Below are 23,904 nucleotides of genomic sequence, written 5' to 3' on the forward strand. Positions count from 1 at the left end.
GGCCTATTTTCGCAGCTTATGCTTGCGCCAGAGTTAAGGTAACTGTGCCAGATCGACTGCCAAGACGCGATACCCCTGCAAAGCCAAATACTGTGCTAGGTAAATGGTAGTTGTGGTCTTGGCGCTGCCGCCTTTGAAGTTTGAAACCGCTATCGTTTGCAATTTCTCGCCCGGTCGTCGCCGAGGAAGATAATTCAAAGCGTCCTTCGGTTTGGCATTCGCCATATACTCACGTAATTCATTTACCTGCGCGAGCGTGTATGATCTGCGTCCAGAAGCGGATTGGTCAGGAGCCGGCCCTCGTCCTTCATTTGATAATGTGCGAAGAAAGCCATCTGATACGCCGACAAGCTGCGCTGCTTCTCCGGATGTGAAAGTCCTGAGTAGCTTTTCTGCTGTCGGCGGGAACAATTTTTCCCGCAGCAATTGTAGCTGCTTAGAAAGCTGTTTGGCATGCCGCTGAATACGCGCATCTGACGAAAGTTGCGCAAAAGCGCTTTTGTCTTGTAGCATCGAATAACTCCTGTCGATGCGCTTTATAAGCAGAAAATGTGAAAAATCCGTATCTAAAATTACACGATTCGTAAACCATGGCAAATCGTATGATTTTCAATCGCTTACGAAGAAAAAGACCCAGAGTTGGCCATGGCCAACTCTGGCTTTCGAGCGAACGTAGAAAAGTTGGCCATGGTCAACATCAATGTAATCGCTGGTATGTCGCCTTGTTCACATGCTGGTAAAATCTGGTCCGAAGTCGCCTTGGCCTGTTGTTTCAACCCTCTGCTCTTGACGTATAGTCAATAATCTCCTGCGTGAGTTTCCATTGTCCGATTCCCATTCGTGTTGATTGTAAACACTCACGCGCTGGACAGTCCGGCAGAAAGAGACAAAACGGCTCCAATTCGCGCCAATAAAAGTAGCGCAACTTGCGAGGCCCAGCGCACCCGACATGGAAAGCTTTTGGATCACCTTGGCTTCCGCAATGGGAAGCCGTTCAGCGCTCATATTGATTTCAACGAAACACGCTTTTCGAGTTTGGCGGCTTCTTCCTTGCGCTCGCTATAACGGTCTGTGAGATGATCCGAGATGCCACGCGTCAGAAGGGTAAACTTCATTAGTTCTTCCATCACATCGACCACGCGATCATAAAATGATGAGGGTTTCATCCGTCCAGTGTCGTCAAATTCCTGCCATGCCTTTGCGACGGATGACTGGTTTGGAATGGTGATCATTCGCATCCAGCGCCCAAGAATGCGCATCTGATTGACGGCGTTGAAGCTCTGCGATCCGCCTGAAACTTGCATCAAAGCCAAAGTTCGGCCTTGCGTCGGACGAATTGCTCCACCCGGCAATGGGATCCAGTCGATCTGCGATTTCATGACAGCGCTCATGGCTCCATGACGTTCTGGACTGGTCCAGACTTGCCCTTCTGACCAAAGCATTGCCTCGCGCAATTCCTGAACCTTCGGATGCTCTGCTGAACCGTCGTCTGGCAAAGGAAGACCATTGGCATGAAAGATACGCGTTTCAGCGCCCATCGCATCCAGAAGGCGCTGCGCTTCCAGCGTCAAAAACCGACTATAGGAACGGTCACGAAGTGAGCCATAGAGCAAAAGGATACGAGGCTTATGCTTTGGAAAGTCGGCGCGTAATGCATCCAGATCAGGCAATGCGAAGGAATTCTGATCGAGGTTCGGCAGGTCCATGTCAGCGCGACTTTCTTTCATAGGTGATGACTTCTCCGTCCTCTTTGGTGAATGACGACGCCGGATTTTCCAGAATGTCGAGAACCAGTTCTGACGGACGGCACAGTTTGGTGCCAAGCGACGTTTCCACGATTGGACGATTAATCAGGATAGGATGCGCCTTCATGAAGTCGACCAGTTCATCATCGGTCCATTTGGGATCGGACAATCCCAATTCGGCATATGGTGTGCCTTTCTCGCGAAGGAGTTGGCGAGGCGTCATCTGCATTGCAGTGAGCAGTTCGACCAGTCGTTCTCGCGGCGGCGGATTTTGTACATATTCAATGACGACAGGCTCTTCGCCGCTGGCACGGATCAAGGCCAATGTGTTGCGAGAGGTGCCACAGTTCGGATTGTGATAGATCGTAACTGACATCAGAGTTTTCCTGTTTCGGTGACTGGCTTTTGATTGGCACCGCGTTCGTACCAATCCTTTGAGCGGTTCACGATCCAGACGACAGAGAGCATGACGGGCACTTCAACAAGAACGCCAACCACTGTTGCGAGCGCCGCACCAGATGAGAAGCCGAAAAGGCTGATTGCGGCTGCTACTGCCAGCTCGAAGAAGTTGGATGCGCCAATCAACGCCGAGGGACCGGCGACGCAATGTTGCTCGCCAGTAATGCGATTCAACAGATAAGCCAGGCCAGAGTTGAAATAGACCTGGATGAGGATCGGGACGGCCAGCATCGCAATGATCATGGGCTGTGCGATGATCTGCTCTCCTTGAAACCCGAATAGCAGAACGAGTGTTGCCAAAAGCGCAATCAGGGACAGCGGCTGTAGCGTTCTGAGCATTGCATCGAAAGCTCGTTCTCCACCGCTGGCGAGAATGCTTCTGCGCAGGATTTGCGCGATAATCACTGGAATGACGATATAGAGGACAACCGACAAAACGAGCGTGGCCCACGGGACAGTAATTGCCGACAGTCCAAGCAGTAGCCCGACGATAGGGGCAAATGCCACAACCATGATCGCATCGTTCAGTGCGACCTGCGACAGCGTGAAATGCGGCTCGCCCTTGGTCAGGTTGGACCAGACAAACACCATTGCCGTGCAAGGGGCGGCCGCCAGAATAATCAGCCCCGCAATGTAGGAATCGATCTGGTCTGCAGGTAGATAAGGGCGAAACAACCAGCCGATAAATAGCCAACCGAGAAGCGCCATCGAGAATGGTTTGACGGCCCAATTGATAAAGAGCGTGACGCCAATGCCGCGCCAGTGCTCAGTGACCTGTCTCAATGCGCTGAAATCGATTTTCAGCAACATAGGGATGATCATGAGCCAAATGAGAATGGCGACTGGAATGTTGACCCTGGCGACTTCAGCAGATCCGATTGCATGGAATACTGTCGGAAAGAAGTGGCCCAGAGCTACGCCTGCGACAATGCAAAGAGCCACCCAGACAGTCAGATATCGTTCGAATGTGGACATCAGTTATTCTCCACATTTGTCTGTGTGCTACCTTCCATGGTGCCGATTTCTTTCAGATGATTTTGAAGCGCCATACGGTCTATCGTGGCGTGGGGAAGGCTCAGGAATGCTGATATTCGGTTCTTCAGAAAACGGGCCGCCTGCGCAAAGGCGCGCTGTTTTTCTGCTTCATTTCCTTCGACGGCGGCAGGGTCCTCGATGCCCCAATGGGCTGTCATAGGATGGCCAATCCAGACGGGGCAGGCTTCTCCCGCAGCGTTGTCGCAAACCGTGAAAATGAAATCCATCTGAGGGGCGTCGCTAACTGAAAACACGTCCCAGCTTTTTGAGCTCAGGTTCTCGGTGGAATAGCCGAGAGCGTCCAGTTCCTTGATTGCGAGAGAATGAACGCCGCCTTTGGGCCGACTACCAGCCGAATAGGCGTGAAAACGACCTTCGCCGTCCTTGTTCAGAATTGCTTCGCCCAAAATTGAGCGTGCGGAATTGCCCGTGCACAGGAAGAGCACGTTGTAGACTCGATCCGTCATTTTATCAGTCCGTTTGTGTAAGGCCGAATTCAGCGGCCCTTTGTTACTGGGCGACCGTCTTCGATTCGCAACAGGGTGTCAGGCTTTTCATAAGAGGGGCGCAGAGCTCGGCACTGCCGCCACAGCAGTCCTTGATCATGAAAAGGGTCAGTTCTCTAAATCGGTCGAGATCAGCGCGATAGATGATCGAGCGGCTCTGACGTTCGCCCTTCACAAGTCCGGCACGAGACAATGTCGCCAGATGCGCGGACATTGTGTTTTGCGGAACATCCAGAATGCGCGCCAGTTCGCCTGCCGGAACACCGTCAGGTTCATGCGTCACCAGCAGACGGAATGTATCGAGCCGTGTCGATTGAGCGAGGGCGGCCAACGCCGTAATTGCAGCTTCGTTTTCCATATATCCAGAATAACGGATATAAAGGGCTTGTCAATGGTCGTGGATAGAGGGAACTGAAAACAGTTGGCCCTATTAAGAAAGAAGGCGTCTCGGTGCAAAATGAGATCGAGCAAGGATCCTGTGAATCAAATTCATATGTGCTCAAAATAAGAAGCAGCCATTTGCATAACCGAGTTTTCAACACGAGACTTGCATATCTAAATTATCTTTTGGTGGACTGTAGTGCACATGTGAAGCTATGTTTTGGATAATACTTAATATCGTTGGATTTGAAATAACTCACTGTCTGATTAGTGACCTGAAAGGAAAAACATGCAGGCGTTAGATGTTTTCTGGGTAGGAATGGGCGGTGGAGCGGGTTCTCTACTTCGATGGTGGATAGGACGGTTAGTGGGAGAGAAGTATTCAGGAAATTTTCCCCTAGCGACGTTTTTAATTAATATCTCAGGTGCTTTCGTAATTGGTTTTTTGTCCATATCTTTTGGTGTTGAGTGGCACGACCGTTTCGGCGATTTCCTCACTGCGGGCATATTAACTGGGGTGCTTGGCGGCTACACCACTTTCAGTTCCATGCAGCTGGATGCGGTTAAACTGGCAAAAAACAGGTATCGAGGCGCTGCAATTATTTATCTGCTTGGATCTGTTGTTATCGGTCTGTTGGCAGCAGGACTGGGCGCAAAACTAGCCCATGCAATTGTTTAGGGGGCCAAAATGATAAACACAATTATTCTTGTTTTTCTGGGTGGAGCAGTTGGCGCAGTTCTGCGCGAGCTGCTGATGCTCGGCGTTCCCAATCTCGGGGATGGTATCCCATTGTCTATTCTACTTGCTAACATTGTTGCCTCTTTCTTATTAGGGCTAGCAAGTGGATTGTTTCAAAAAGGTATCCTCAGTGCGGATGTAAACTTATTAATATCGACCGGCGTAATGGGCGGATTATCGACTTTCTCCAGCTTTGTCTTTGGAGCCTTTGTCTTGATGTCAGGATCAGTGGAGGGAATGTTTTCAGCTGTAATTTATCTGACAATCAGCATTATTTTGGGTTACGTTGCGGTACTCGCGGGTCTCCGACTAACTGGCGCCTCAGTCGCGTCATAGATTGAAATACCTCTGCCTTATTATGCCGATCGTGGCCTCGCATGTCGTGTCATAGCCACTCGACTTTGACTTTGATGTATATTTCATCAATCTTGTTGAACTCGTCAATAGCCTCGGGACACGCGGCATAGAGCTCCGCTCTCTGACGGAAAGCATATCGGGAGACCAAGCCAGGTTATGCATGCGAATTCTAAAGATACTAAGCTTCAGTGCAGGGTTTAGGCTCAAGATCTAGGAGGGTAAGAATATTGGGCTGGGCTGCGACCAAATCGGCTATGCTATATTTTGACAGCACTCGGAAAAATGCACTCAGCGCCTCGCGGAATACCGTGGAGACTCCATATTTGTCGCTGGAAGGGCAGTCGCCATCTCCTTCAAGATGATCCGACAAAACGAAATTTTCTTCTGTGATTCTGACTACCTGAAAAAGAGTTATCTCGTCTGAAGATTTAGCCAGCCTGATGCCTCCACTCCGCCCCCTGATGGTTTCAACTAAGCCAGCCTGCACGAGGGGTTGAAGAATTTTGAAGAGAAACAGATCGGAGATTCCATATACGCGTGCGATCTCTGAGACGCGGGAAATCTGCCCCTCATTGGTTGCGCAATACATAAGAAGACGGACTGCATAATTTGATTGCTTTGTTAAACGCATTGCTTCCTTAGGAATACTTCAGCTTCAAACGGCCCTTAAATGAAGCTTAAGACTAACGTTTGCAAAGCATTGTGTAAATTAGAATTGTTGGAAAGTGGGGCGAATAACCCGTGCTTTGGCGTTGGTGATAGAAAAGGGAGCAGAAGTTCCGATGTCATCGTGTGGTGCCCGTCCGGATACAGATTTACGAATTTTCTTACGTCTAGTTTCTTGCCATATTCCCTGTGCGTGCGCCTAAAGCCATAGCCACGGGTCCGATCAACCCCAAGGTTGCGAGTGCCAGCAATGGCAGATTTCGAGAAACCGCAAATGGCTTCGGAACGGCTGGGAAGGGGGCGGAAGTTGTTGGACTGTTAAGCGCGCCATGCATAACGATCGGGGAGCCGAAAATTTGCTGTTAGTGGTCGTTTTAGCTTTTCATCCTGCTAACTACCATAAAGGGATGGCAAACCCACTGACAGGTTTCAGTCTAGCATAAAATAAAACCGACCTCCAATATTGAAGACGTTATTTGTATGTTGCGTGTTTTGCGGCAGTTTCGAGATTGGTTTCGATCTTCTTAGGGCTTTCCCAAGCTGCTTATCGTGACGCTATCCGTATTTAAGGTCTTGAGAGCGCTTTAGCTCTTATTGCTGGCATCCCGCAGAAAGGTTCTGAGATCGCGTGTGCGGGTGGATATTTGAGGTCTCGAGTCATCAAGGCGAGGGAAGGGGGCTTTTGGGTGATCGAGATGCTTATGGGGAGCTTGAGAAGTCGGGTTTATCAGTAAATTTGCCGTCGTGTATAGCATGCTAACGGCGATCTAAGGTGTAGGTTGATCAACATCACGGGACAAATAATGGGGTAGGCTATGTCTGATATTATCAGAACCGAACTCGAACACATCAAAGCTAAGATTCAAGAAATTAAAACTAAGATTCATGCTCGCTCCGAACAGCCAGATCATGAACGAGAACAAGAAGATGCAGCAATACGTATGCAGCTGAATGATATGGTCGGCCAAATTAATGCAATTCTTCCGCATTGAAATTGTCGATAATGATGGCGGCTAACCTGCGGGGGGGGCGGATAAAAACCTGGACTGGTTTTACGGCACAATGGCAAGACTGTTTCGATATTCGATTGGGCTTCTTGCGCCAAGTGACATTTTGATCCGTTTCTCGTTGTACCATCGAATGTAGCCATCATCTGACGGTTGGTGAGATTCTCAACACTCGCAGTGCATTGACAATGACGGTGACATCAATCGCTTCCTGGAGCAATGCGCCTTGGACAGGTAACAGAAAACCTAACGCCGCTGCGACCATAGCAAGCACCGAAAGTCCGATACCCATCACAACACTTTCGATTGCAATGCGCCTTGATCGCTTGGCAATTTCTATCCCGGCGCGAAGTGTGTCTATTCTATCTACGAGAAGAACGACATCGGCCGCCTCTGCCGAGGCTGCCGCTCCCCTCGCACCCATGGCAACGCCAATATCAGCCGCTGCAAGTGCGGGCGCGTCATTGACACCATCTCCGACCATCATCACAGGGCCGTTCTTACGCTCGCTGAGTACGGTCAGCACCTTTTGATCGGGTGAAAGCTCGGAGTAGATCGCATCAAATCGCAAACCCTTAGTGATGCGTTTGGCCACTGCCGCACGATCACCTGTCGCCAGCACTATTCGTTTTACGCCGTCTTTGCGTAAGCCGTGTAACGTATCGACCACTTCGTCGCGCAAGCGATCGGCCAGAATGATATAACCCGCGATGCCACCATCTATCGCCACTGCAACCAGGGCCGCCCCAGCTTCTGTATCGGGGATTTCACTCAGTTTTGCATTGACCTGCCTCTCAACGAAGATGCGTCCGCCGACAACGACGCTTTTGCCATCGACCCAGCCCGCCACGCCATCTCCTGCCAGTTCGCTTACATCGGTCGGTAATACAAGGTTTATACCACGCCCCTGAGCGGCCAGTACAAGAGCCTGCGCCATCGGATGTTTGGACACTTGGTCAAGGGAGGCTGCGAAACACAGTAGATCATTTTCACTCAATCCTGGCTGCGCGTTGATTGAACTAATTTGTGGGCGGCCATCTGTCAGTGTTCCAGTCTTGTCCAGCACCAACGTGTTGATACGAGCCATGTTCTCTAATGGACGTGCACCCTTTACCAGCACGCCGAAATGAGCGGCGCGCGATAGTCCCGCAACAAGAGCGACGGGCACCGCCAAGATGAGAGGACATGGTGTCGCCACGACGAGAACGGCGACCGACCTAATCGGGTCTCCCGTGAAAAACCACGCGCCGAAGGCGATTAAGACGGTTACTATCAGAAAGCCGATAGACCATTGGTCTGCTAGCCTAGATATCGGGGCTTTCGAATGCTGGGCCTCTTCCACGAGCCGAACAATGCCAGCGTAGGTGCTATCTTTTGCTTCGTGCTTGGCAACGATATCGAAAGCATCGCCAGCATTCATTGAACCGCTTAGCACATCTGCTCGCGACGCAAGCGAAACCGGAAGTGCCTCTCCCGTCAATGCAGACATGTTCACAAAAGCTTTTACGGAAGTTATACTTCCGTCAACGGGGATGACGTCTCCCTGACGGATCAGAAGGCGGTCACCCGGGCGAATAGTTTCAACCGCAATCTCTTCGAGATGGTCACCGACATATCGCATTGTTGTTCGCGGTGCGCGGGACAGCAAAGCGTGCATCTCACGGCGTGCTCGTCCCTCGGCAAAGCTCTCAAGAAAGGCCCCGCCAGTATACATGAGGGCGACAATCGCAGCCGCCAGCATTTCCCCAAATGCCAGTGCGGCCGACATAGACATCGCGGCGACGATATCTAGCCCAAACTCCTTTCGGCATAAACTCCGGAGAATCTCGACGAGCAAAGACACCAGCACAGGCAAAGTGGCAATTGCCCAGATTATCCGTGCTCCCGAGGAGTAGCCGGAAAAGTGCACGCTGAGCCCCATCACAAGTCCGCACAAGGCAAAAATCAGCAGGATTGTTTTTGATCGATCTTCAACCGAGAACCGCATCTTCATAGTCTCCCCGACCTATAGAATGAGCAAATTTTAAAGCCCTGTCTCTCACCGGCTACAATAATTCTTCTTTACATATGTATTCTGTTGATTGCCGCTGAGAATTGACCCGGTGGGGGTGCGGATAAAAACTTGGACTGTTTTTACGTCACAATGCCAAGACAGTTTCGATATTCGATTGGGCTTCGTGCGCCAAGCGATATCTTGATCCGTTTCTCGTTGTACCACCGAATGTAGCCATCAACTTCATTGATAAAATGCTCGAGTGTGGTGTTCCTCCAATCGCTGGGATAAAAGAACTCCGTTTTTAGCCTGCCAAAGAAACCTTCGCATGCAGCGTTATCTGGGGAGCAAGCCTTGCGGGACATTGAACGCACCAGCTTCGCATCCCTGATCCGCGATAGCCAACCCGGCCAGCGATAATGTGCACCCCGATCAGAATGTACTATTGGTCGTTCATCTCTACCTGTGACAGTTTCTATGGCGGCATCAAGCATCATATTGACCAATTCCGCATCTGGTCTCGTTCCGATAGACCAGCTGATAACCAAACCATCGAAACAGTCGATGATGGGTGAGAGATACACTTTGCCAGCCGGGATATGGAACTCCGTGATATCGGTCAGCCATTTCTCGTTTGGGGCTGAGGCCTGGAAGTCGCGATTAATAAGGTTCTCAGGCGCCGGACTGATTTCTCCGAGATAAGAGCGATATCGCCGCCGCTTTGGCGTGGCAACGATCAGGTTCTCCTGCTTCATCAAGCGCTGCACAACCTTCTCTGAGATTGTAACGCATTGTTTGGCCAATGACGCCTGTAGCCTGCGGTAGCCATAGCATCGACGGTTGGCTTCGAAGATTTCGGTGATGTTCTGACGTATAGTGAGGTACTTGTCGGTCACCCTCATACGGGCTCGATGATAAAAATATGAACTGCGCGCCAGTCGCAACTGAGCAAGCAGATCGGAGAGTTGATAAAGATCTTTTAGGGCGTCAACCAACAGCGTTTTCTCCCGATTACTCAGGAGTTGCAGATCGACGCCCAGGTCTTTTTTTATGAGTTCGGTCGCTTTCTTCAAAAGGTCGTGCTCAAGCTGCAGTTTCTGAATATCGTGCTGCAGTGTTTCGAGCTGGCGCTCTAATTCTTTTCGCTCTGGCACTGGCGGTGAGTTGTTCTTGCGTTTCATGATTGCGGGAGCCTCCGGACCAAGTAACTGGTTTTTCCAGTTATACAGTGTCGGTCTGCATACGCCGAGCTTTTCGGCCAGGGCCTGCGCGCTTTCTTGCCGATTATAAAGTCCGACGACGCCAGCCTTCTTCAATGCGTCAGGGTATCGTGGACGTCCAGTTCTTCCAGTGACAGCTTCGCTAGTTTCGGGAAACGCCTCACGAACCCATGCTGTCAACGTTGCACGGCCGGGATAGCCCAAGGCGCGCATGGTTGCAGAAACACAACGACCATGCGTGCGGTAGTGCTCAACAGCCACTTCCTTCTGCGCCTGTGTGAACTTAGGGGCTCGGGGCGCAAATCCTAAACGCAGATCAAGATGGTGCTCATATTCCAGGTACCAGCCTTTCAAAGCATTCTTGCTTGGATAGCCCAACTGGCGAATAGTCGCTTTCGGGCGTTTGCCCAGCTTGATATAAAGCGTAACGGCTCGCATCCGGTCTTCGTAGGAATACATGAACTACCTCCCTGATAGTCCAAGTTTTCGTCCGCACCCCCGCCGAAAATCCTCTCTTCTTAATTAAACCAGTTTTGTCTCAAAGGCGCTGATGTCGGACATACGCGCATCATACATGTCATGTAAATGACGTGCTTCTTCTGACAACGAATGCAATGGGGCAGAGAACTCCCCCCTCAAACCAGTCGGCAAAAATTCTATTTTAACATCGCCGCCGTTCAATCCCATTTGTATTAGTTTTGATCCAAACCCAATGCGCTCAGGTTTTGAGACCAGAGGACCATTTGTTTCAACCCAATTAAAAATCAGTTTTTCGACGCCATCTCGATTAGCAATATCAATCTCGATAGCCACTCGACCTGTATCATTCGAAAGCGAGCCATACTTGATGGCATTCGTCGCCAGTTCATGAACTAACAAGGATAGAGATGCCCCCCCTTTAGGGCCTATTAGTATATCGGGACCTTCAACATCCACCCGCTCTTCAACAGCGAGTGCCGATAAGACGCCCTCAATTATCTGATTAATTGAGCCATTTGAGTACTTGCCCAGACGCAACACGTCATGCGCACTGCTAAGCGCACGCAGGCGCTCCGAAAACACCCGTAAGGTTTGCGCGTCAATATTTGAGAATGTCTGGCTCGCTATAGCATTGATAATGCTAAAGTTGTTTTTAATTCGATGGGCTAGCTCTGCGTTGAACACGGCTGAATTCTTTTCAGCTTCGACTTTGCCGGTTGTTTCAATAACCGTGTCTATAAATCCACCGACAGTCCCGTCTTGATTTCTGATCGGACTGTAACAGAAGGTAAAATAGCACTCCTCCGGATAACCATAGCGATCTATGACCAACGGAAAGTCTTCTATAAAAGTCGCTTCCCCATTAAATGCCTTGTCAGCTATAGAGCCGATATCGTTCCAAGCCTCAGCCCAAATATGACTGAATGGCTTTCCCATGCAATCCTTTTTTTCGCCAAGGATGGGACGAAACGCATCATTGAAAACCGTTATGAGATCAGGTCCCCAACAGATTGCCTTTGGGAACTGAGAAGCGAGCATCATTTGTATCGCAGTCTTGAGCGTCACGGGCCACTGATCAGGCTCACCCAGCGGATTATTGCTCCAATCAACCGCTTTTAATTCATGAACGGACTTACCGTCTGCATGCAGAAAGAAGAATTTCTCGTCCATTTTACCACCAAAAATTACTAGTCAGCACGAGAAAATAAAACAATTTGCTGCTAATTTAATTAGCAATATAGAACTCTGCGTACGAATTGATAGGGGGGCAGCAAACATACATTTTTTTTAATTCGACGCCTTGAAACAGCAAAAAAACCGCTCAGATTGCTCCGAGCGGTTCAGTTCGACTGGAGATAATCTGCCTTTAGAACTTGTATGCAACGCCCAGACGAATTTCGTTTGTCTTGAACTTGTTACTTGCTCCAAGCTCAAGTCCGTCAAGACCTGCGCTGAAATCCCTACGACTTTAATCAGTGTAACGATATTCAAGACGCACGATGACGTTGTCAGTTGCTGCATAATCAACACCTGCGCCAGCCGTCCAGGCTGTGAGCGCCTTGCTCTTTGAGCCGCTCAGCGAACACACAGATCACGACGCTGCTCGTACTCGCGGTACTAGCTTTTTAGAGCATTCTTGGTGGGATAACCTAACTGGCGAATGGTCGCCTTAACCCGCTTGCCAAGCCTGATGTAAAGTTCAACGGCTCGAAATCTGTCTGCGTAGGAATACATGAACTACCTCCTAGTGGTCCAAGTTTTCGTCCGCATCCCCCTTTTTACTTATCCAATTTTGACCCGTCCGCTCCTGATTAGCACCTGGCCCGCCCGGCGCTGGCCTGGGTTGCAAAGGGTAGGCCAGACGATCCAGGAGTGCGGCGATCTCAAATTTTGACGAATCCCGCCCACGGAACTTATTTGTCCTATGACAGTTGGCCTAATATTGACTTTATTCGCACAGGAGGAGTTTCTCGTGAAAAAGTTAACCCCCACCGAAGCGCGACAGGGCAAGGAAGGCAAGCCGGTCCTCGTAGTTTTACTGATTAGTCTGGCTGTGGTCGCTGTCGTATGGATAGGCATGGAAATATTCGGCAACTTCATTGAACCAGACGTTCCAGCGAATAGCGAGCAATCCGTACCGCCAGCTTCGTCCGAACAGGTGCCGCCAGCGTCGGCAAACTAGTTCCGCTTGATGCCTTGTTTGAGGCATAATTCGGTGAATTCCATAAAGCAGGAAGGCCGTAAGTATGGGGAGGTTGGTCGCTCACCAAATAGAACCCTGATGAAGCGGGGTTCGAATTTCTATTAGAGCGTTTGCCCTTGCAAGTTGAATCGCAACCGCACGAGTTGAAGTAATTTTGAGCCTCTTGCGGTTCGACCAGACCAATCAACTTGCCGATGCGATCCCAAAACCCAGTGAGTGTTCGCTCAGCAGGCTTTCGTAAGAGCGCCTTCGGCTTAGAGAAGGCCTTTTCGATTGGGTTGAAGTCTGGGCTGTAGGACGGACGAAACATCAATGGCGCGCCGACCGCCTCTATCGACTCCCTTGCTGCAGACCGTTCATGCTGGACAGATTGTCGAGGATAATAACGTCGCCTGGTTTCAATATAGCAACCAAATCCTGAGCGACATACGCCTCGAACCAACACAGCCGATTTTCCAAAACGTCTGGACGCCTTTGCTCTACCGCATGGCCAGTTTTTTTGCGTGTGTTCGTGCCGGACTTGAAAGCGATGCAATGCCGACTTGCTGTTTACGATGCCTAGGGCGGCCGAACCATTGCGAAGTTCGAACAGGATGCCGCCTTTGTGTTCCCCGAGCCAGGTCGTGATCTGGCCGGCATAAACTTCTGTCTTGTAGGAATTGCGGTCGCTGCCCAGCGGACTGGGTCGAACATTTCCCTTCTGGAGTTTAAGATCACGCCAACGGCTGACGCTGGCTGCACTTACACCGAAAGGCTCAGCAGCCTCTCGATGCGATGCGCCGCCATCAACGGCAGCAACGACACAACCGCGAAGATCAACGGAAATGCCTCGTGACATATCTGCCGATCTCCATCGGCAGATAATTTGAATTGGAAAGTCGCTGATTTGCAGAGCCATCCAATTCAATCAATAAGGGAAACGCTCGAAAACTATAGATAACGACGACGTTCACGTTCAACTTCGTCTTCGGTGTAGGGCAAAGCTTTAGGATCAAAGCTCTGCCAACCATCTTCATTATAAGCACGGCGGCGTTCAACGAGATTGACCGGTGTGGCGCCTGAAAGAATTGCGTCTGCTTCCGCATATCGTTCGTCAGGAACCTTCGCTGTGACTACAGTGCCGCCTCGCCTCACCCCTTCTGCGTAAAGATTAGCATCTTCTTCCGGCACTCCGGCTTCAGTGAGGGCACCTATCAGTCCACCGGTAGCGCCACCAACAACAGCACCGCCGACCGCACCCGTAAGAGTAGCGGCCAACCAGCCTGCAGCAACAACAGGCCCGACGCCTGGTATAGCCATGATACCAAGACCAGCAAGCAAACCACCAGCACCCCCAACAGCTGCACCAATGCCTGCTCCTACGCCTGCGCCCTCCGTTGCATTGGATTCCTTTTCACTGTGACGAGACACAATGCTAATGTCGGAGGACGGAATGCCGGCTTTTTCCAAATTGGCAACAGCTACCTTGGCCGACGAATAAACATCAAAAAGACCTGTAACGGTTCGCATTTTACTCTCCCTTAGTTAAACTGGTTTCTAAAGAATGCTTATTTTGGTTTCGTCGATACGTTGCCTTGATAATCGAGCTGAACCGATATCTTTTCGGCCCCCTTCATCGCAGCAGCTTCCCAAATACCAGCATCTGTCAGCTTCAATTCGGTAACGTGCGAATATCCTGCTTCTTCAAAGCGTTCTTTCGCTTGCTCTTCTGTGAAGCTATTCTTGCCAGCAACTGGGGCCGTTGGGTTATTATTATCTGGGGTCGCTATGGCCGGCGTTTTTGGATTTTTGGTATCTTGAGCAAAGGCTAATGTGGGTGCAAAGGCCATTGCGCTAGCAACGGCTAACGTTATGATTTTCATAATATTTCTCCCAATTCTTAGACTGATTTCATCAGTTTTAATGAAACGCTTTAAGCGCCTTTGAGTTCCATTCTGGTTTCAGCCTTTGGTTTTAGTTCAGTCGCCGAGGGGGACCAAAGGAGTTTGAATATCTGGATTTCTTTTAACAGTCAGCTGTTAAGTTCTTTGCCTACGAACCCACGCTGAATCTCGTCTGCTACCAGTTGGATAGCAGTCAAAGTTTCGGCTGCTGACCATCCCGCGTTGACTGCCTGAGCTACCAAATCCCGAACACCCGGTACACTTGTTCCCAAAACGACTGCATCGGCATCTTCCTCAGAGCGTCCAGAAAGCGTTGCCTGTTTAATAAGGCTCGCTATTCCATGAGTTACTGCCTTTTTACAATCGCTTTGACGACCCGGATAATCTCCAGCTGATTTGGGGCTTTCCATTTTACACTTCCTTATTGAATCTACGAACTGGAACTTAATCTTTTGATCGATCTTTGTAGGGTTCGATTGGGATTTGGTTTCTTGATTTACCAGGAGAATTCGTTTGCTCGTGCGTTGGTTTCATTTGTCGATCCTTCGGCTCAAAAACTGACGGATCAGCAGACTGATCAGGTCGATGTAAATCCCGATCTGACCATGGTGACTTTTTTGAATTCATTTTTCTCTCCCAAAATTAAAAAGCCCCGCTGACGCGGGGCCTTTAAGAATCAAGCCGCTTTTGAATTGATTTTGGTTTCAGCAAGTTTAGTCAGATCCTTATCTGTCTGTCCTTCTTCCTGAAGCGTAGCATCCAACAGCTTCGCGATATCCTTATGTCCAAGCTCAGAGGCCCAACGCTTCAGCGTACCGTACCGCGTTATTTCGTAATGCTCTACCGCTTGAGCTGAGGAAATGAGACCAGCATCTAGGGCTTGAGTTCCTTTGAACTCGTCAATAATTTCTTCTCCCTCAGCGATTATGCCTTCAATCGCATCACAAGTTTTGCCTTGAGCACGCTTGCCTAAGATTTCAAAAACCTGTTGAAGGCGTTCAATATGTTCCTGAGTTTGATCTTTGTGTTTTTCAAAGGCTAACTTAAGCTCAGGAGCGGATGCAGCGCGTGCCATTTTCGGCAATGACTTAACAATCTTTCTCTCGGCGTAATAAATATCTTTGAGAGTGTCATAAAACAGGTCGTCAAGTGTCTTTTCTTTTGAAGTTGGCATGGGTTTCTCCCTAGTGTTTGGTAGAAAGCCCCCGTAGATAAACAATGCACTAAAATTCCATAAGTTCCGCCATGTTTCGCTCCTTACTGACCAAGTGAACAGTTTCCCAACCAATTGGTCACAACAAATTTGCTTTCGTAAGTTGTATTGTTAATGACTTTTGCTTTGCGTCGGCAGCTCGATGTCGGTACTAAATTTTTGACGATGAACCGCTCTGACGCTCACTTGATGAACGGCCGCAAAAATAGCATTTTCCGTGTCGTTAATGTCTAACTGAGCGAAGTTTTCAATTAGCCTCGAAATTGTCATTTCAACAATTTGCATTCGCAGGCGCTCACTCACAGTATAGCAGCTCGCCCTTCGGTAAAGCATCTGTCGCAAATTGAACTGCTCAATGTCACATGTATTGCAGGGGAGAACCATAGTGCTCCTCCTTCCTAGCAGGCAAGAGCACATATGAACCCTCAGCCGTCACCGCCTACATAAACGGATTGGTGACGATGCAATCAGCATACGCCGATACAACGTAGAGTCAAACGCTGGCACATATAATGGAGATAATATTCTGCTCGGAATTCGCCATAACTACCATCAGTTCTACAAACAAGAGTTATAAGTTATAGACTTCTGTTGGTGACGTTTTCGTTTTATCATCAGTTAATTACGGTTGATTGCGTGTGTACCTTATTAATTTTTACACGGCGTAGCATTCAGATTCATTTTGGAAAGATAATTGTATTCATGTTTTTTGACATGTCTCCTCACGGTTCTGATTATCAGAAATAGAGTATTCAGGGATGGCAGATTGCAGTGACCTAATTTCTCATGGAACCTAAGCTGTTTAGGAGGGTTGATAATTAGGGGAAGCAAAATTGGACGAAATGCTATGAAAATCTCTGCCCTAATTATTGCAAGTGCACTGGTAATTGCACCAGCATTAGCCGGTGCGCAGGCTACTAAGACGCCTAATACCGACGTGCCTGGTGCGACGAACACGCCTACCCACGATGACAAGACGCCAGATGCCGGTCAGAACAGCATTACCGAAGCTCAGGCCACTGAACTTTTTGGTAAAGCAGGTTACACTGAGCTAACTGGACTGAAGCTTAACGATCAAGGACTGTGGGAAGCTTCGGCGATGAAAGATGGTAAAACTGTAATGCTCTCACTCGATGCAGAGGGCAAAATATCAGAACATTCAATGTAAAATCAGAAGTTAAGTTATTGGAAGCCGCTACCGCGGCTTTCCTTCTCCGAGTTGTCGTAAATCTGGATAAAAAGGATTAATTAGATGAAAACTGATCCAATGACACACGATAAAGACATTAAGTTCCTAACCGAAAATTCTGATCTTTCACCTCTTCAAGCAAAGGAATTGATTAAATTACTTGGTCGCGACCATCCCGAATTGCTCAAAGAAGCTAAGAAATTCAAAGCTGAGAGCTGAAAGTCGATACTGACTGATTCATGCCATTGTATAGAAACCGTATTCACGGGTCCGATGTTCGAACACTGTAAATCAAGTCACGATTTGTTGGAATAGTCTTCATCAATCTGAGACGGGATCGACTGCATCATTTTTAGAGTCATGTCGCTGCCGGGGAGTATTATATTCGTTCTGGCGCTACGCCACAACCGACCATCCTCTATCTCATAACCCTTGACCTGCTCGTCGTGTTCCACATCATGGTCAGGATAGCCCCAACGAATCTCCATTACAGTGTTTCTGCTCAGTCAGTTTAGGGTACGAAAACTTCTGCGCTTTGAAGAGATGCTGTAGTGATAAGTACCACAGATCAAGGCCCTTCTCCGAAGTTTGCAAACCCTTTACAATTCGCTCGCGGAGCTACCGTGGTCGCATTCTTTCTGCTCATTTCGGCGAGTAAGAGCGGAAATTGACTTTCAATGACCCTCTACGATACCGTACGGGGACATTTTTTCGCAGATAAAAGCAACTTTTGGGGCCGACTGATCAATCATTTGGATCTCATCTAAGATGGATCGGTATGTGATTAAATAGGATTTCCTCAAGTACATCTGTCGAGAGACTGTCGTTTCGCAAGGCTCATTCCAACGCCTCGCGTGTTTTACGCCCAGTGCAAAGTAGGGATAAGACTAACGCGCGCATTAGATGAAATCCCCTGCTAAAATATCGGACTTAAGGCCTTTATTCTGTAGTTATCCTATTCCACGGCCGCCTGTTGCACCATAAACCTCTCCATTGATAAAGCTCGCCTCTTGTGAAGCGAGCAAAACATAAATGGGCGCTATCTCAACAGGCTGGCCAGGCCGTCCAAAATCACTGTTTTTACCAAAATGTCGTACCTTTTCATCGGGTTGTCCGCCACTTGGTTGAAGAACAGTCCAGAAGGGTCCGGGTGCCACTGCATTGACGCGTACACCTTTCTGGATGAGTTGCTTGGACAGAGCTTTCGTATAAGCAACGATACCTGCTTTGGTGGTAGCGTAATCGAGCAGGATAGGTGACGGGTCATATGATTGGACAGATGCAGTGGTGATGACCGAAGATCCAGCATTGAGATGAGGCGTTGCGGCCTGTGTTATCCAATGAAGTGCATAAAGATTGGTTTTCATTGTCTTGTCAAAATCCGCACTCGACAATTCGTTGATATTATCTCGATACTGTTGCCTTGCGGCATTGATCACCAAGATATCCAAGCCACCAAGGTCGCTGACGGCCATTTCCACCATATTTCGGCACCATTCTTCGTCTGATATGTCACCTGGAAGAGCTACACCAATCCGACCTTCTGCCTTTATAAGATCGATTACAGTATCAGCGTCGGATTCCTCTTCTTCAAGGTATGAAATCGCTACGTCGGCACCTTCTCTCGCAAAGGCAATTGCCACTGCGCGCCCAATCCCTGAATCGCCACCGGTGATCAGAGCCTTTCTTCCTGCCAACTTTCCGGAGCCTTCATAACTTCTCTCGCCATGGTCCGGTACAGGGACCATATTTTCCACTAGCCCGGGCATGGGTTGTGGCTGGGCATCGAAGGGGGGAGCAGGATATTGAGTTCGTGGATCTTGCATTGTAAGACGGTCCTTCATCATAATTCTCCTTCAAAATATCAATTAAAGGCTCGCTGGAAGTCCAATTCCGAAGCGAGCATTCAAATGCTTATAAAAGTAACGTCCGCCTTCTTTTGTCGTTCCACCATTTGATGGGATTTGACACATAAGTTGTCATTTTAGCGCGAATAACTCCGCGTCTGGATCTCGAGCTCCATTAATTGCGGTGGAGACCATCTCAGCAGCAATCTGACTGAAAGTGATGCCGTTACCGCCGAACCCCATTACACAGTAGACATTTTGCATGTCAGGTACAGGACCAATCAACGGCAGCCCCGTAGCTGTTGAGCCAAATGCGGCAGCCCATCGGTACTCTACTGTTCCGATATCAACACCAAGCAGTTTACTCACTTTTCGCTGGATGGTCTTTTCTTTTGTATTGAGCTTTTCTTCTGACTGATAAGCGCTAGCACTATTCTCGTCTTCACCACCAACAATCAAACGTCCCTGATTATCTGTTCTGAGATAAAGATACGGATCAGACGCTTCCCACAAAATATGTTTCTTCAACCACTCAGGGAGAGTAATGCCCGCTCTACTCGCTATAGCCCATGTAGAAATGATCTCATGCTTTTTGTTCGCAAGGCTTTTTAGAAATTCGTAACCGGTACAAAAGACGACGTGTTGAGCAGAAATAAGTTTGCCTGCTGCAGTTGCCAATACGATATTCTCTCTGAAGTTTTTTATGTCAGTGATTTCTACTCCACTGACGATTTCAGCACCCAGTCTGGCGGCGTGGCGCAGCAGTCCTGCTGTTAACTGACCTGGGTTAGCAGATGCGGATATATCGCTCAAAATGGCACCATTACGCTCAATATCGTAGAGCCTTTTCATATCAGCCTTATTGATGAACTGCGCTTCTATACCAGCTTTGGTGCGTGCTCCCATTTCAATCTTGAGACCTCTTGCTCCAAGCTCATCCCCTGCAACGTAGAGAGCCTGTTTGCGTTGCATAGAGCAGGAAATTTCAAGCGAGCGCACAATCTCTTCTAGTTTTAACACAGCTTTTGCAGACCGCAACCAAGCTCTGTTTGCCTTTTCTTCTCCGATCATTGCTTGAAGCTTATGTAACGGTACGTCAATTTCGTGCTGGATCATTGCGGTACTCGCAATACTGCTGCCATGTACGGGTGTACGCTTATCAACGATCAGAACGGATTTACCCGGTTTGACCAGTGCTTGTGCAACGAGAGCCCCGCTGATACCTGAACCGACAATCACAATATCATAATGATCCATAGAAATATGGCTTGTGCTTCGCACAGCGATACGAGGACTATCGATCCATAGCGGGCGAGATTCTCGCAAGTCACGAGCTTTGGTGAGTTTTTTGTCCGTCATGAGGTTCTTTCAGGTGCAACTATTATGGCTCTGTATAGCCGTCCACATGTAGAGTGAGCGTACCGGACGACGGGTTGGTTTTAAAAAATAGGGTTCCAGTTTCATAGGATTCAGATGCTACGTAATCGAAAGTTATGTCGGAGCTTTCCGTATCTTTAAATGAGGAAATGTCTCCACTGACATGCACTTGAGCGGCTGTTGAAAGAGAGGTGTTATTAATACGGAATGATACCCGGTAACCATCAGCTGCTGGACTTATCGACAGGATCGAAATATCGAATTGCGCCTCTTGGACTTCATATCGATAAATGTCCCGGCCAATCCATACGAAAAGGGCTGTAACCAGCAATGTGCATATTCCGCCTATCACCCATTCTAACCAATGAGGTTGAGCGGTCTCGGTATGTTTATTGCCTGTGCTTTTTGTCATCAGTCACTCACAATATGAGACGTGCTGCGGCAGCGCCGATTGATGCGGGTAAGCCAAGAATGACTGCAGCTGTTAATATCTGCGAGAGAGATGTGTGATCGAGACGTTCGAATGTCCACAGGGCGTAGATGCTGACAATAATGGCCAAGACATATCCCGGCATTGAAAACCGAATGAAGGAATGCCACCATTGCATACCTTCCAAAAGGCTGTGCGATCCCTTGAAATGTAAGGCGTAAACAAATCCGTGTATAAGAATGATGGAGACAAGGGCGATGCAAAATGTATGAAACGGACTTACTTTATAAGCAATTAGAACCATCTCATCAGTTGGCGCGACATTTAAACTGAGAAACAGTGCTCCAACAATCATCATAAACAGTTCGTGGAGATATCCAGTTTCGCCTTCATATTCTCCATCTTGATTGGCCTGTGCTTCCGAGTGCAATCCAAGCTGGCTGCGCCCAAGTAAAGCGCCAATGCTGGCTGGTACTGACTGCAGAGAAACTTTTGCGACAATGGTGCTGATATTTGATTGATCTTCAATAACGCCCAAGATCAATAAAATGGCTGCACTTACCGCAATACCCAAACCGTAGGCGATTACAGCATCACGTAACGCCTCAATCCAAGTAGTTGTTTTTTCGAAGCCGATGCGTTTGGCCAGCATCCAAAGCAAAGGCAGATTGAGAACGCAAAGCAATAGAAGGCGAGCATGACTTATATACAGGCCGAGGGACCACATCTCCATAGTCATCAACATCGGCAGAGCGAAGAGTAGTGCGCCTGCGAGACCTCGCGCAATACCGATGATAAAGTGACTGGCTTTTGGCGCCTCGGGTGTACCTTCTGCAATTGCCACCATGATCAGCCTCCAGGCTTATGTGAGCAATAACGCGTGTTTCAGGTACTGGTTCCCGGTTCAGGTCGAAGTATCGATGAGCGCAATTCCAAACTCAGTGCGAAAACTCCGTCGCAATTCCGCAGGCGTTTCTCTGATGATCACTTCGAGTGTTGGTCTCACAGTACCCTCAATGAAATGCCCCCACGCGTATGCCCGTCCGCCAGCCCCAAGACAGCATGCAAATGTGGGCTTGGATTTTCTTCATCATCTAGAGTTATGTGGCCCACCAGGCTTAAAACCTCAGTTTGCGAACCAACTGGTATATGTGAGTAGGATTTTGAGGCAAGATTGAAAAAGGCAAGGGTAGCTGTTTCAAACGCACCGATGGCCGAGACTGATGCAGCAGCAATATTGTGACTGACCGCGAAATTTCTAATCGTTTTGAAGGCTTCCTCACCAACATCAACGACCAGCATAAAAACACGCTCTCCATTATTATTTGACAAAAGCTTGCTCTGCATAATTGTTTCTCCTTCCTGCGCTGTTAGAAGGTTATGACGAATGCAAGTCGAAATATTATGAGACAGCACGTCTTGAATGACGCCCTTCCTCAATCTGTTTGTCAATCGGCCCTTTAATTGCGGATTGTTGTCAAGCATCCTCTTAAATTCAACGACGGCAATGCGGTAGCGCTCGCCCAGTCGAAACTGGTCGGGATAGTGAAGGCGGGGTGAGCGCGGCTGGCATACGATTGCCAGCTCGGTTGATAACATGGTTGCCAGAGCTCAACGCGATCGTATTGATGCCATCGCTGGGGTCATGGTCCTTTCCGAGGTCGCTAGGCGCCTCATGATGATGTCCGGATCGGGTGCCTCAACGTGTGCAACGGAGTGCGGAAGATCCGCCACCAGCCGATTGACCGAGGTCACCACGACCACCGTCCCAGCGGGACATCGCCAGCCCGGTGGACCGGGCCAAGAACTTTAGATTAGATTGACTTGGCGTGACCCCAGTCGAACGATGTACCGTCTACCCAAATGGAATGGAGAATGACGGCAATCTTGCGCGCGATCGCGACCTTCGCTTTCTTCATGCCAATCCGCTTTGCAAGTTTCATCCCCCAGGCCTTGAGAGAGGACCACTTCTTGGTCCGATAAAGCAGAACGGTCGCCGCCTCGAACAAATAAGTGCGGAGAAGCCCGTCGCCCCATCGAGATATCTTACCGCTGGTGTCAGTTTCCCCCGATTGTTTGCGCCGAGGCGTAAGGCCAAGATATGCGCCGACTAGCGAGGCTGATCGGAAGCGGGACGGGTCATCGATCTTATGGCGGAATGTCAGGGCCGTAATTACTCCGACACCGGGCACCGTCATCAGGCGACGCGTGGTCTCGTCCTGTCTAGCCAAACGGCGGACCTCGTCGTCGAACGCGCACTGCTGTCGGCAGATATGCTCGTGTATCGATAAAAGTGGCGCGACTACGATGAGGAGCTGATGATCCTCGCCTAAAAGATCGTTGACCGTGTTGCGGAACTGTTGGCCGATAGCGCGAGGAAATAGCAACCTATATTCTTTGACCAAGCTACGAACCTGGTTTTCGATGTCCCGACGCATGGACACAAGCCGAGCTCGCACAACGAGAATCGCTCGGATCTTCTGGCTCTCCTCGCTTTTGTCTTTGACCTCTCGATATCAGCCCACCCGTACCAGTTCAGCGAGGCCTCGCGCATCGTTATGGTCGCTTTTGTTCATGCGCACCGACAGTGCCGCGTGTGCATGTCGCGCGTCTATGCAAACAACGGGAAGTTCGACCCTACGAAGCTCATGCCAAAGCCAGCTCGACATCGCACCCGTCTCAAAGCCAATACGCTCAGCCAGCGGCGCATGTTTGCGCAGCAGCCTGGTCAGATCGCCAGGATCTGACTTGGCCTTTCCCTCAAAGATTAATTGCCCAGTTTCACTGACCACACACACTGCGGTCTCTCTTTGCGAGACATCCAGCCCAACATATTGCTTCATGACAGCTCCTCCGAAACGTTTGATTGCGGGATCGCAGTCTGTGCGCCACGCGCGCCGACCGCAATTACATCATCGTGTTTAAACGGGGGTCTGACTCATATGTGGAACGGCCCGGTTAGCAAGGTTTTTTCGCGTGAATCGCCATCGGACGGTCGCAGTCATATGTCCGGCCTATCAGCGCGGTCATCGACCGCTGGCCACGATGAGATCCGCGATGTCGATCGCCTAATCATTTTCTCGCGCTCAAAGGCGCACTGAGTCAGACGGGCTGATCGACATCAAGGTATCGCCCCTCGGGTTCATCACGCTTCGTACCTTGCCGCTTTATCCC

At 49.3% G+C, this 23,904-nt stretch carries 24 protein-coding genes and 8 pseudogenes; 7 read left to right on the top strand and 25 right to left on the bottom strand.

Annotation, left to right across the window (positions count from 1 at the left end; translation table 11 throughout):
* Nucleotides 1-48: 48 nt before the first annotated feature.
* The 6 genes and pseudogenes from RI570_RS20000 to RI570_RS20025 all read right to left on the bottom strand — a co-directional run.
* A pseudogene (locus RI570_RS20000) lies at nucleotides 49-513 on the bottom strand (AAA family ATPase); the annotation flags it as partial.
* 488 nt (nucleotides 514-1,001) lie between these two features.
* Nucleotides 1,002-1,727 (bottom strand): arsenical resistance protein ArsH, encoded by a 726-nt coding sequence (gene arsH, locus RI570_RS20005; protein ID WP_313830582.1) that lies wholly within the window; start codon nucleotides 1,725-1,727, stop codon nucleotides 1,002-1,004.
* On the bottom strand, nucleotides 1,708-2,121 hold the full coding sequence (arsC, locus tag RI570_RS20010) for an arsenate reductase (glutaredoxin) (RefSeq protein WP_313830584.1): 414 nt from the start codon (nucleotides 2,119-2,121) through the stop codon (nucleotides 1,708-1,710). The genes arsH and arsC overlap by 20 nt, the downstream gene beginning before the upstream one ends.
* Nucleotides 2,121-3,179 carry an ACR3 family arsenite efflux transporter gene (gene arsB / locus RI570_RS20015; protein ID WP_313830586.1) on the bottom strand — a complete coding sequence of 353 codons (1,059 nt, stop codon included), beginning with the start codon at nucleotides 3,177-3,179 and terminating at the stop codon, nucleotides 2,121-2,123. The genes arsC and arsB overlap by 1 nt, the downstream gene beginning before the upstream one ends.
* Nucleotides 3,179-3,706: an arsenate reductase ArsC gene (locus RI570_RS20020; RefSeq protein ID WP_313830588.1), complete on the bottom strand. Its 528-nt coding sequence runs from the start codon at nucleotides 3,704-3,706 to the stop codon at nucleotides 3,179-3,181. Before RI570_RS20020 ends, arsB begins: the two co-directional genes overlap by 1 nt.
* Before the next feature lie 43 nt (nucleotides 3,707-3,749).
* Nucleotides 3,750-4,103, bottom strand: coding sequence for a metalloregulator ArsR/SmtB family transcription factor (locus tag RI570_RS20025; RefSeq protein WP_313830590.1), 354 nt, complete (start codon nucleotides 4,101-4,103; stop codon nucleotides 3,750-3,752).
* A gap of 312 nt (nucleotides 4,104-4,415) precedes the next feature.
* On the opposite strand from RI570_RS20025, the gene crcB reads away from it, so the two are divergent.
* Together crcB and RI570_RS20035 are read left to right on the top strand one after the other, a co-directional pair.
* A complete protein-coding gene (gene crcB, locus RI570_RS20030; RefSeq protein ID WP_250043619.1) occupies nucleotides 4,416-4,805 on the top strand; it encodes a fluoride efflux transporter CrcB in 390 nt (129 codons plus the stop codon).
* A 9-nt stretch (nucleotides 4,806-4,814) separates the two neighbouring features.
* Nucleotides 4,815-5,201: a CrcB family protein gene (locus RI570_RS20035; RefSeq protein ID WP_250043621.1), complete on the top strand. Its 387-nt coding sequence runs from the start codon at nucleotides 4,815-4,817 to the stop codon at nucleotides 5,199-5,201.
* Nucleotides 5,202-5,400: 199 nt separating this feature from the next.
* On the opposite strand, the gene rirA is transcribed toward RI570_RS20035, so the two are convergent.
* Nucleotides 5,401-5,853 (bottom strand): iron-responsive transcriptional regulator RirA, encoded by a 453-nt coding sequence (rirA, locus tag RI570_RS20040; RefSeq protein WP_250043623.1) that lies wholly within the window; start codon nucleotides 5,851-5,853, stop codon nucleotides 5,401-5,403.
* A 616-nt stretch (nucleotides 5,854-6,469) separates the two neighbouring features.
* Here rirA and RI570_RS21735 point away from each other — a divergent pair.
* Together RI570_RS21735 and RI570_RS20045 are read left to right on the top strand one after the other, a co-directional pair.
* Nucleotides 6,470-6,622: pseudogene (locus RI570_RS21735) on the top strand (replication initiation protein RepC); the annotation flags it as partial.
* An 81-nt stretch (nucleotides 6,623-6,703) separates the two neighbouring features.
* The gene (locus tag RI570_RS20045; RefSeq protein ID WP_250043625.1) at nucleotides 6,704-6,880 is read left to right on the top strand and encodes a hypothetical protein; all 177 of its coding nucleotides are present in this window, start codon (nucleotides 6,704-6,706) and stop codon (nucleotides 6,878-6,880) included.
* A gap of 60 nt (nucleotides 6,881-6,940) precedes the next feature.
* Here the strand turns inward: RI570_RS20045 and RI570_RS21740 are convergent.
* From RI570_RS21740 to RI570_RS20090, 10 genes and pseudogenes are all read right to left on the bottom strand, one after another.
* Nucleotides 6,941-7,039: pseudogene (locus tag RI570_RS21740) on the bottom strand (IS3 family transposase); the annotation flags it as partial.
* Nucleotides 7,038-8,882, bottom strand: a complete 1,845-nt coding sequence (locus RI570_RS20050) for a heavy metal translocating P-type ATPase (protein WP_313830683.1) — start codon at nucleotides 8,880-8,882, stop codon at nucleotides 7,038-7,040. The gene RI570_RS20050 and the pseudogene RI570_RS21740, both read right to left, overlap by 2 nt.
* A 146-nt stretch (nucleotides 8,883-9,028) precedes the next feature.
* Nucleotides 9,029-10,567, bottom strand: a complete 1,539-nt coding sequence (locus RI570_RS20055; RefSeq protein WP_313830592.1) for an IS3 family transposase — start codon at nucleotides 10,565-10,567, stop codon at nucleotides 9,029-9,031.
* Between the two features lie 63 nt (nucleotides 10,568-10,630).
* Entirely contained in the window at nucleotides 10,631-11,758 is a 1,128-nt protein-coding gene (locus RI570_RS20060; protein ID WP_313830594.1) for a PAS domain-containing sensor histidine kinase, read from the bottom strand.
* A gap of 196 nt (nucleotides 11,759-11,954) precedes the next feature.
* Nucleotides 11,955-12,170: pseudogene (locus RI570_RS20065) on the bottom strand (outer membrane protein); the annotation flags it as partial.
* Nucleotides 12,171-12,208: 38 nt separating this feature from the next.
* A pseudogene (locus tag RI570_RS20070) lies at nucleotides 12,209-12,322 on the bottom strand (integrase); the annotation flags it as partial.
* 590 nt (nucleotides 12,323-12,912) lie between these two features.
* Nucleotides 12,913-13,629 (bottom strand): annotated as a pseudogene (locus RI570_RS20075) (transposase); the annotation flags it as partial.
* Nucleotides 13,630-13,721: 92 nt separating this feature from the next.
* Nucleotides 13,722-14,300: a hypothetical protein gene (locus tag RI570_RS20080; RefSeq protein WP_313830596.1), complete on the bottom strand. Its 579-nt coding sequence runs from the start codon at nucleotides 14,298-14,300 to the stop codon at nucleotides 13,722-13,724.
* A 38-nt stretch (nucleotides 14,301-14,338) separates the two neighbouring features.
* Complete coding sequence (locus tag RI570_RS20085) at nucleotides 14,339-14,653, bottom strand: PepSY domain-containing protein (RefSeq protein ID WP_313830598.1); 315 nt, start codon at nucleotides 14,651-14,653, stop codon at nucleotides 14,339-14,341.
* 149 nt (nucleotides 14,654-14,802) lie between these two features.
* On the bottom strand, nucleotides 14,803-15,084 hold the full coding sequence (locus RI570_RS20090; RefSeq protein ID WP_313830599.1) for a hypothetical protein: 282 nt from the start codon (nucleotides 15,082-15,084) through the stop codon (nucleotides 14,803-14,805).
* Between the two features lie 42 nt (nucleotides 15,085-15,126).
* Between RI570_RS20090 and RI570_RS20095 the strand changes: the two genes are divergently transcribed.
* Entirely contained in the window at nucleotides 15,127-15,333 is a 207-nt protein-coding gene (locus RI570_RS20095) for a hypothetical protein (protein ID WP_313830600.1), read from the top strand.
* A gap of 17 nt (nucleotides 15,334-15,350) precedes the next feature.
* Here the strand turns inward: RI570_RS20095 and RI570_RS20100 are convergent, their stop codons facing one another.
* Complete coding sequence (locus RI570_RS20100; protein ID WP_313830601.1) at nucleotides 15,351-15,848, bottom strand: ferritin-like domain-containing protein; 498 nt, start codon at nucleotides 15,846-15,848, stop codon at nucleotides 15,351-15,353.
* Nucleotides 15,849-16,734: 886 nt separating this feature from the next.
* On the opposite strand from RI570_RS20100, the gene RI570_RS20105 reads away from it, so the two are divergent.
* Both RI570_RS20105 and RI570_RS20110 read left to right on the top strand, forming a co-directional pair.
* Nucleotides 16,735-17,055, top strand: coding sequence for a hypothetical protein (locus tag RI570_RS20105; RefSeq protein ID WP_313830602.1), 321 nt, complete (start codon nucleotides 16,735-16,737; stop codon nucleotides 17,053-17,055).
* 84 nt (nucleotides 17,056-17,139) lie between these two features.
* Nucleotides 17,140-17,295, top strand: coding sequence for a hypothetical protein (locus tag RI570_RS20110; protein ID WP_313830603.1), 156 nt, complete (start codon nucleotides 17,140-17,142; stop codon nucleotides 17,293-17,295).
* Between the two features lie 77 nt (nucleotides 17,296-17,372).
* Here the strand turns inward: RI570_RS20110 and RI570_RS20115 are convergent, their stop codons facing one another.
* From RI570_RS20115 to RI570_RS20145, 7 genes and pseudogenes are all read right to left on the bottom strand, one after another.
* The gene (locus RI570_RS20115; RefSeq protein WP_313830605.1) at nucleotides 17,373-17,564 is read right to left on the bottom strand and encodes a hypothetical protein; all 192 of its coding nucleotides are present in this window, start codon (nucleotides 17,562-17,564) and stop codon (nucleotides 17,373-17,375) included.
* Between the two features lie 462 nt (nucleotides 17,565-18,026).
* Nucleotides 18,027-18,920, bottom strand: coding sequence for an SDR family oxidoreductase (locus RI570_RS20120; protein WP_313830607.1), 894 nt, complete (start codon nucleotides 18,918-18,920; stop codon nucleotides 18,027-18,029).
* 135 nt (nucleotides 18,921-19,055) lie between these two features.
* Nucleotides 19,056-20,282, bottom strand: a complete 1,227-nt coding sequence (locus tag RI570_RS20125; RefSeq protein WP_313830608.1) for an FAD-dependent oxidoreductase — start codon at nucleotides 20,280-20,282, stop codon at nucleotides 19,056-19,058.
* Nucleotides 20,283-20,304: 22 nt separating this feature from the next.
* Nucleotides 20,305-20,712, bottom strand: a complete 408-nt coding sequence (locus RI570_RS20130; protein ID WP_313830610.1) for a TIGR02588 family protein — start codon at nucleotides 20,710-20,712, stop codon at nucleotides 20,305-20,307.
* A 7-nt stretch (nucleotides 20,713-20,719) separates the two neighbouring features.
* On the bottom strand, nucleotides 20,720-21,577 hold the full coding sequence (locus RI570_RS20135) for a TIGR02587 family membrane protein (protein WP_313830612.1): 858 nt from the start codon (nucleotides 21,575-21,577) through the stop codon (nucleotides 20,720-20,722).
* Nucleotides 21,578-21,634: 57 nt separating this feature from the next.
* Nucleotides 21,635-22,077, bottom strand: a pseudogene (locus RI570_RS20140) (PPC domain-containing DNA-binding protein).
* A gap of 467 nt (nucleotides 22,078-22,544) precedes the next feature.
* Nucleotides 22,545-23,573: pseudogene (locus tag RI570_RS20145) on the bottom strand (IS110 family transposase).
* Nucleotides 23,574-23,904: the final 331 nt, after the last annotated feature.

This window comes from Brucella pseudogrignonensis, from assembly GCF_032190615.1.
In the GTDB taxonomy this organism is placed as follows: Bacteria; Pseudomonadota; Alphaproteobacteria; order Rhizobiales; family Rhizobiaceae; genus Brucella; species Brucella pseudogrignonensis_B.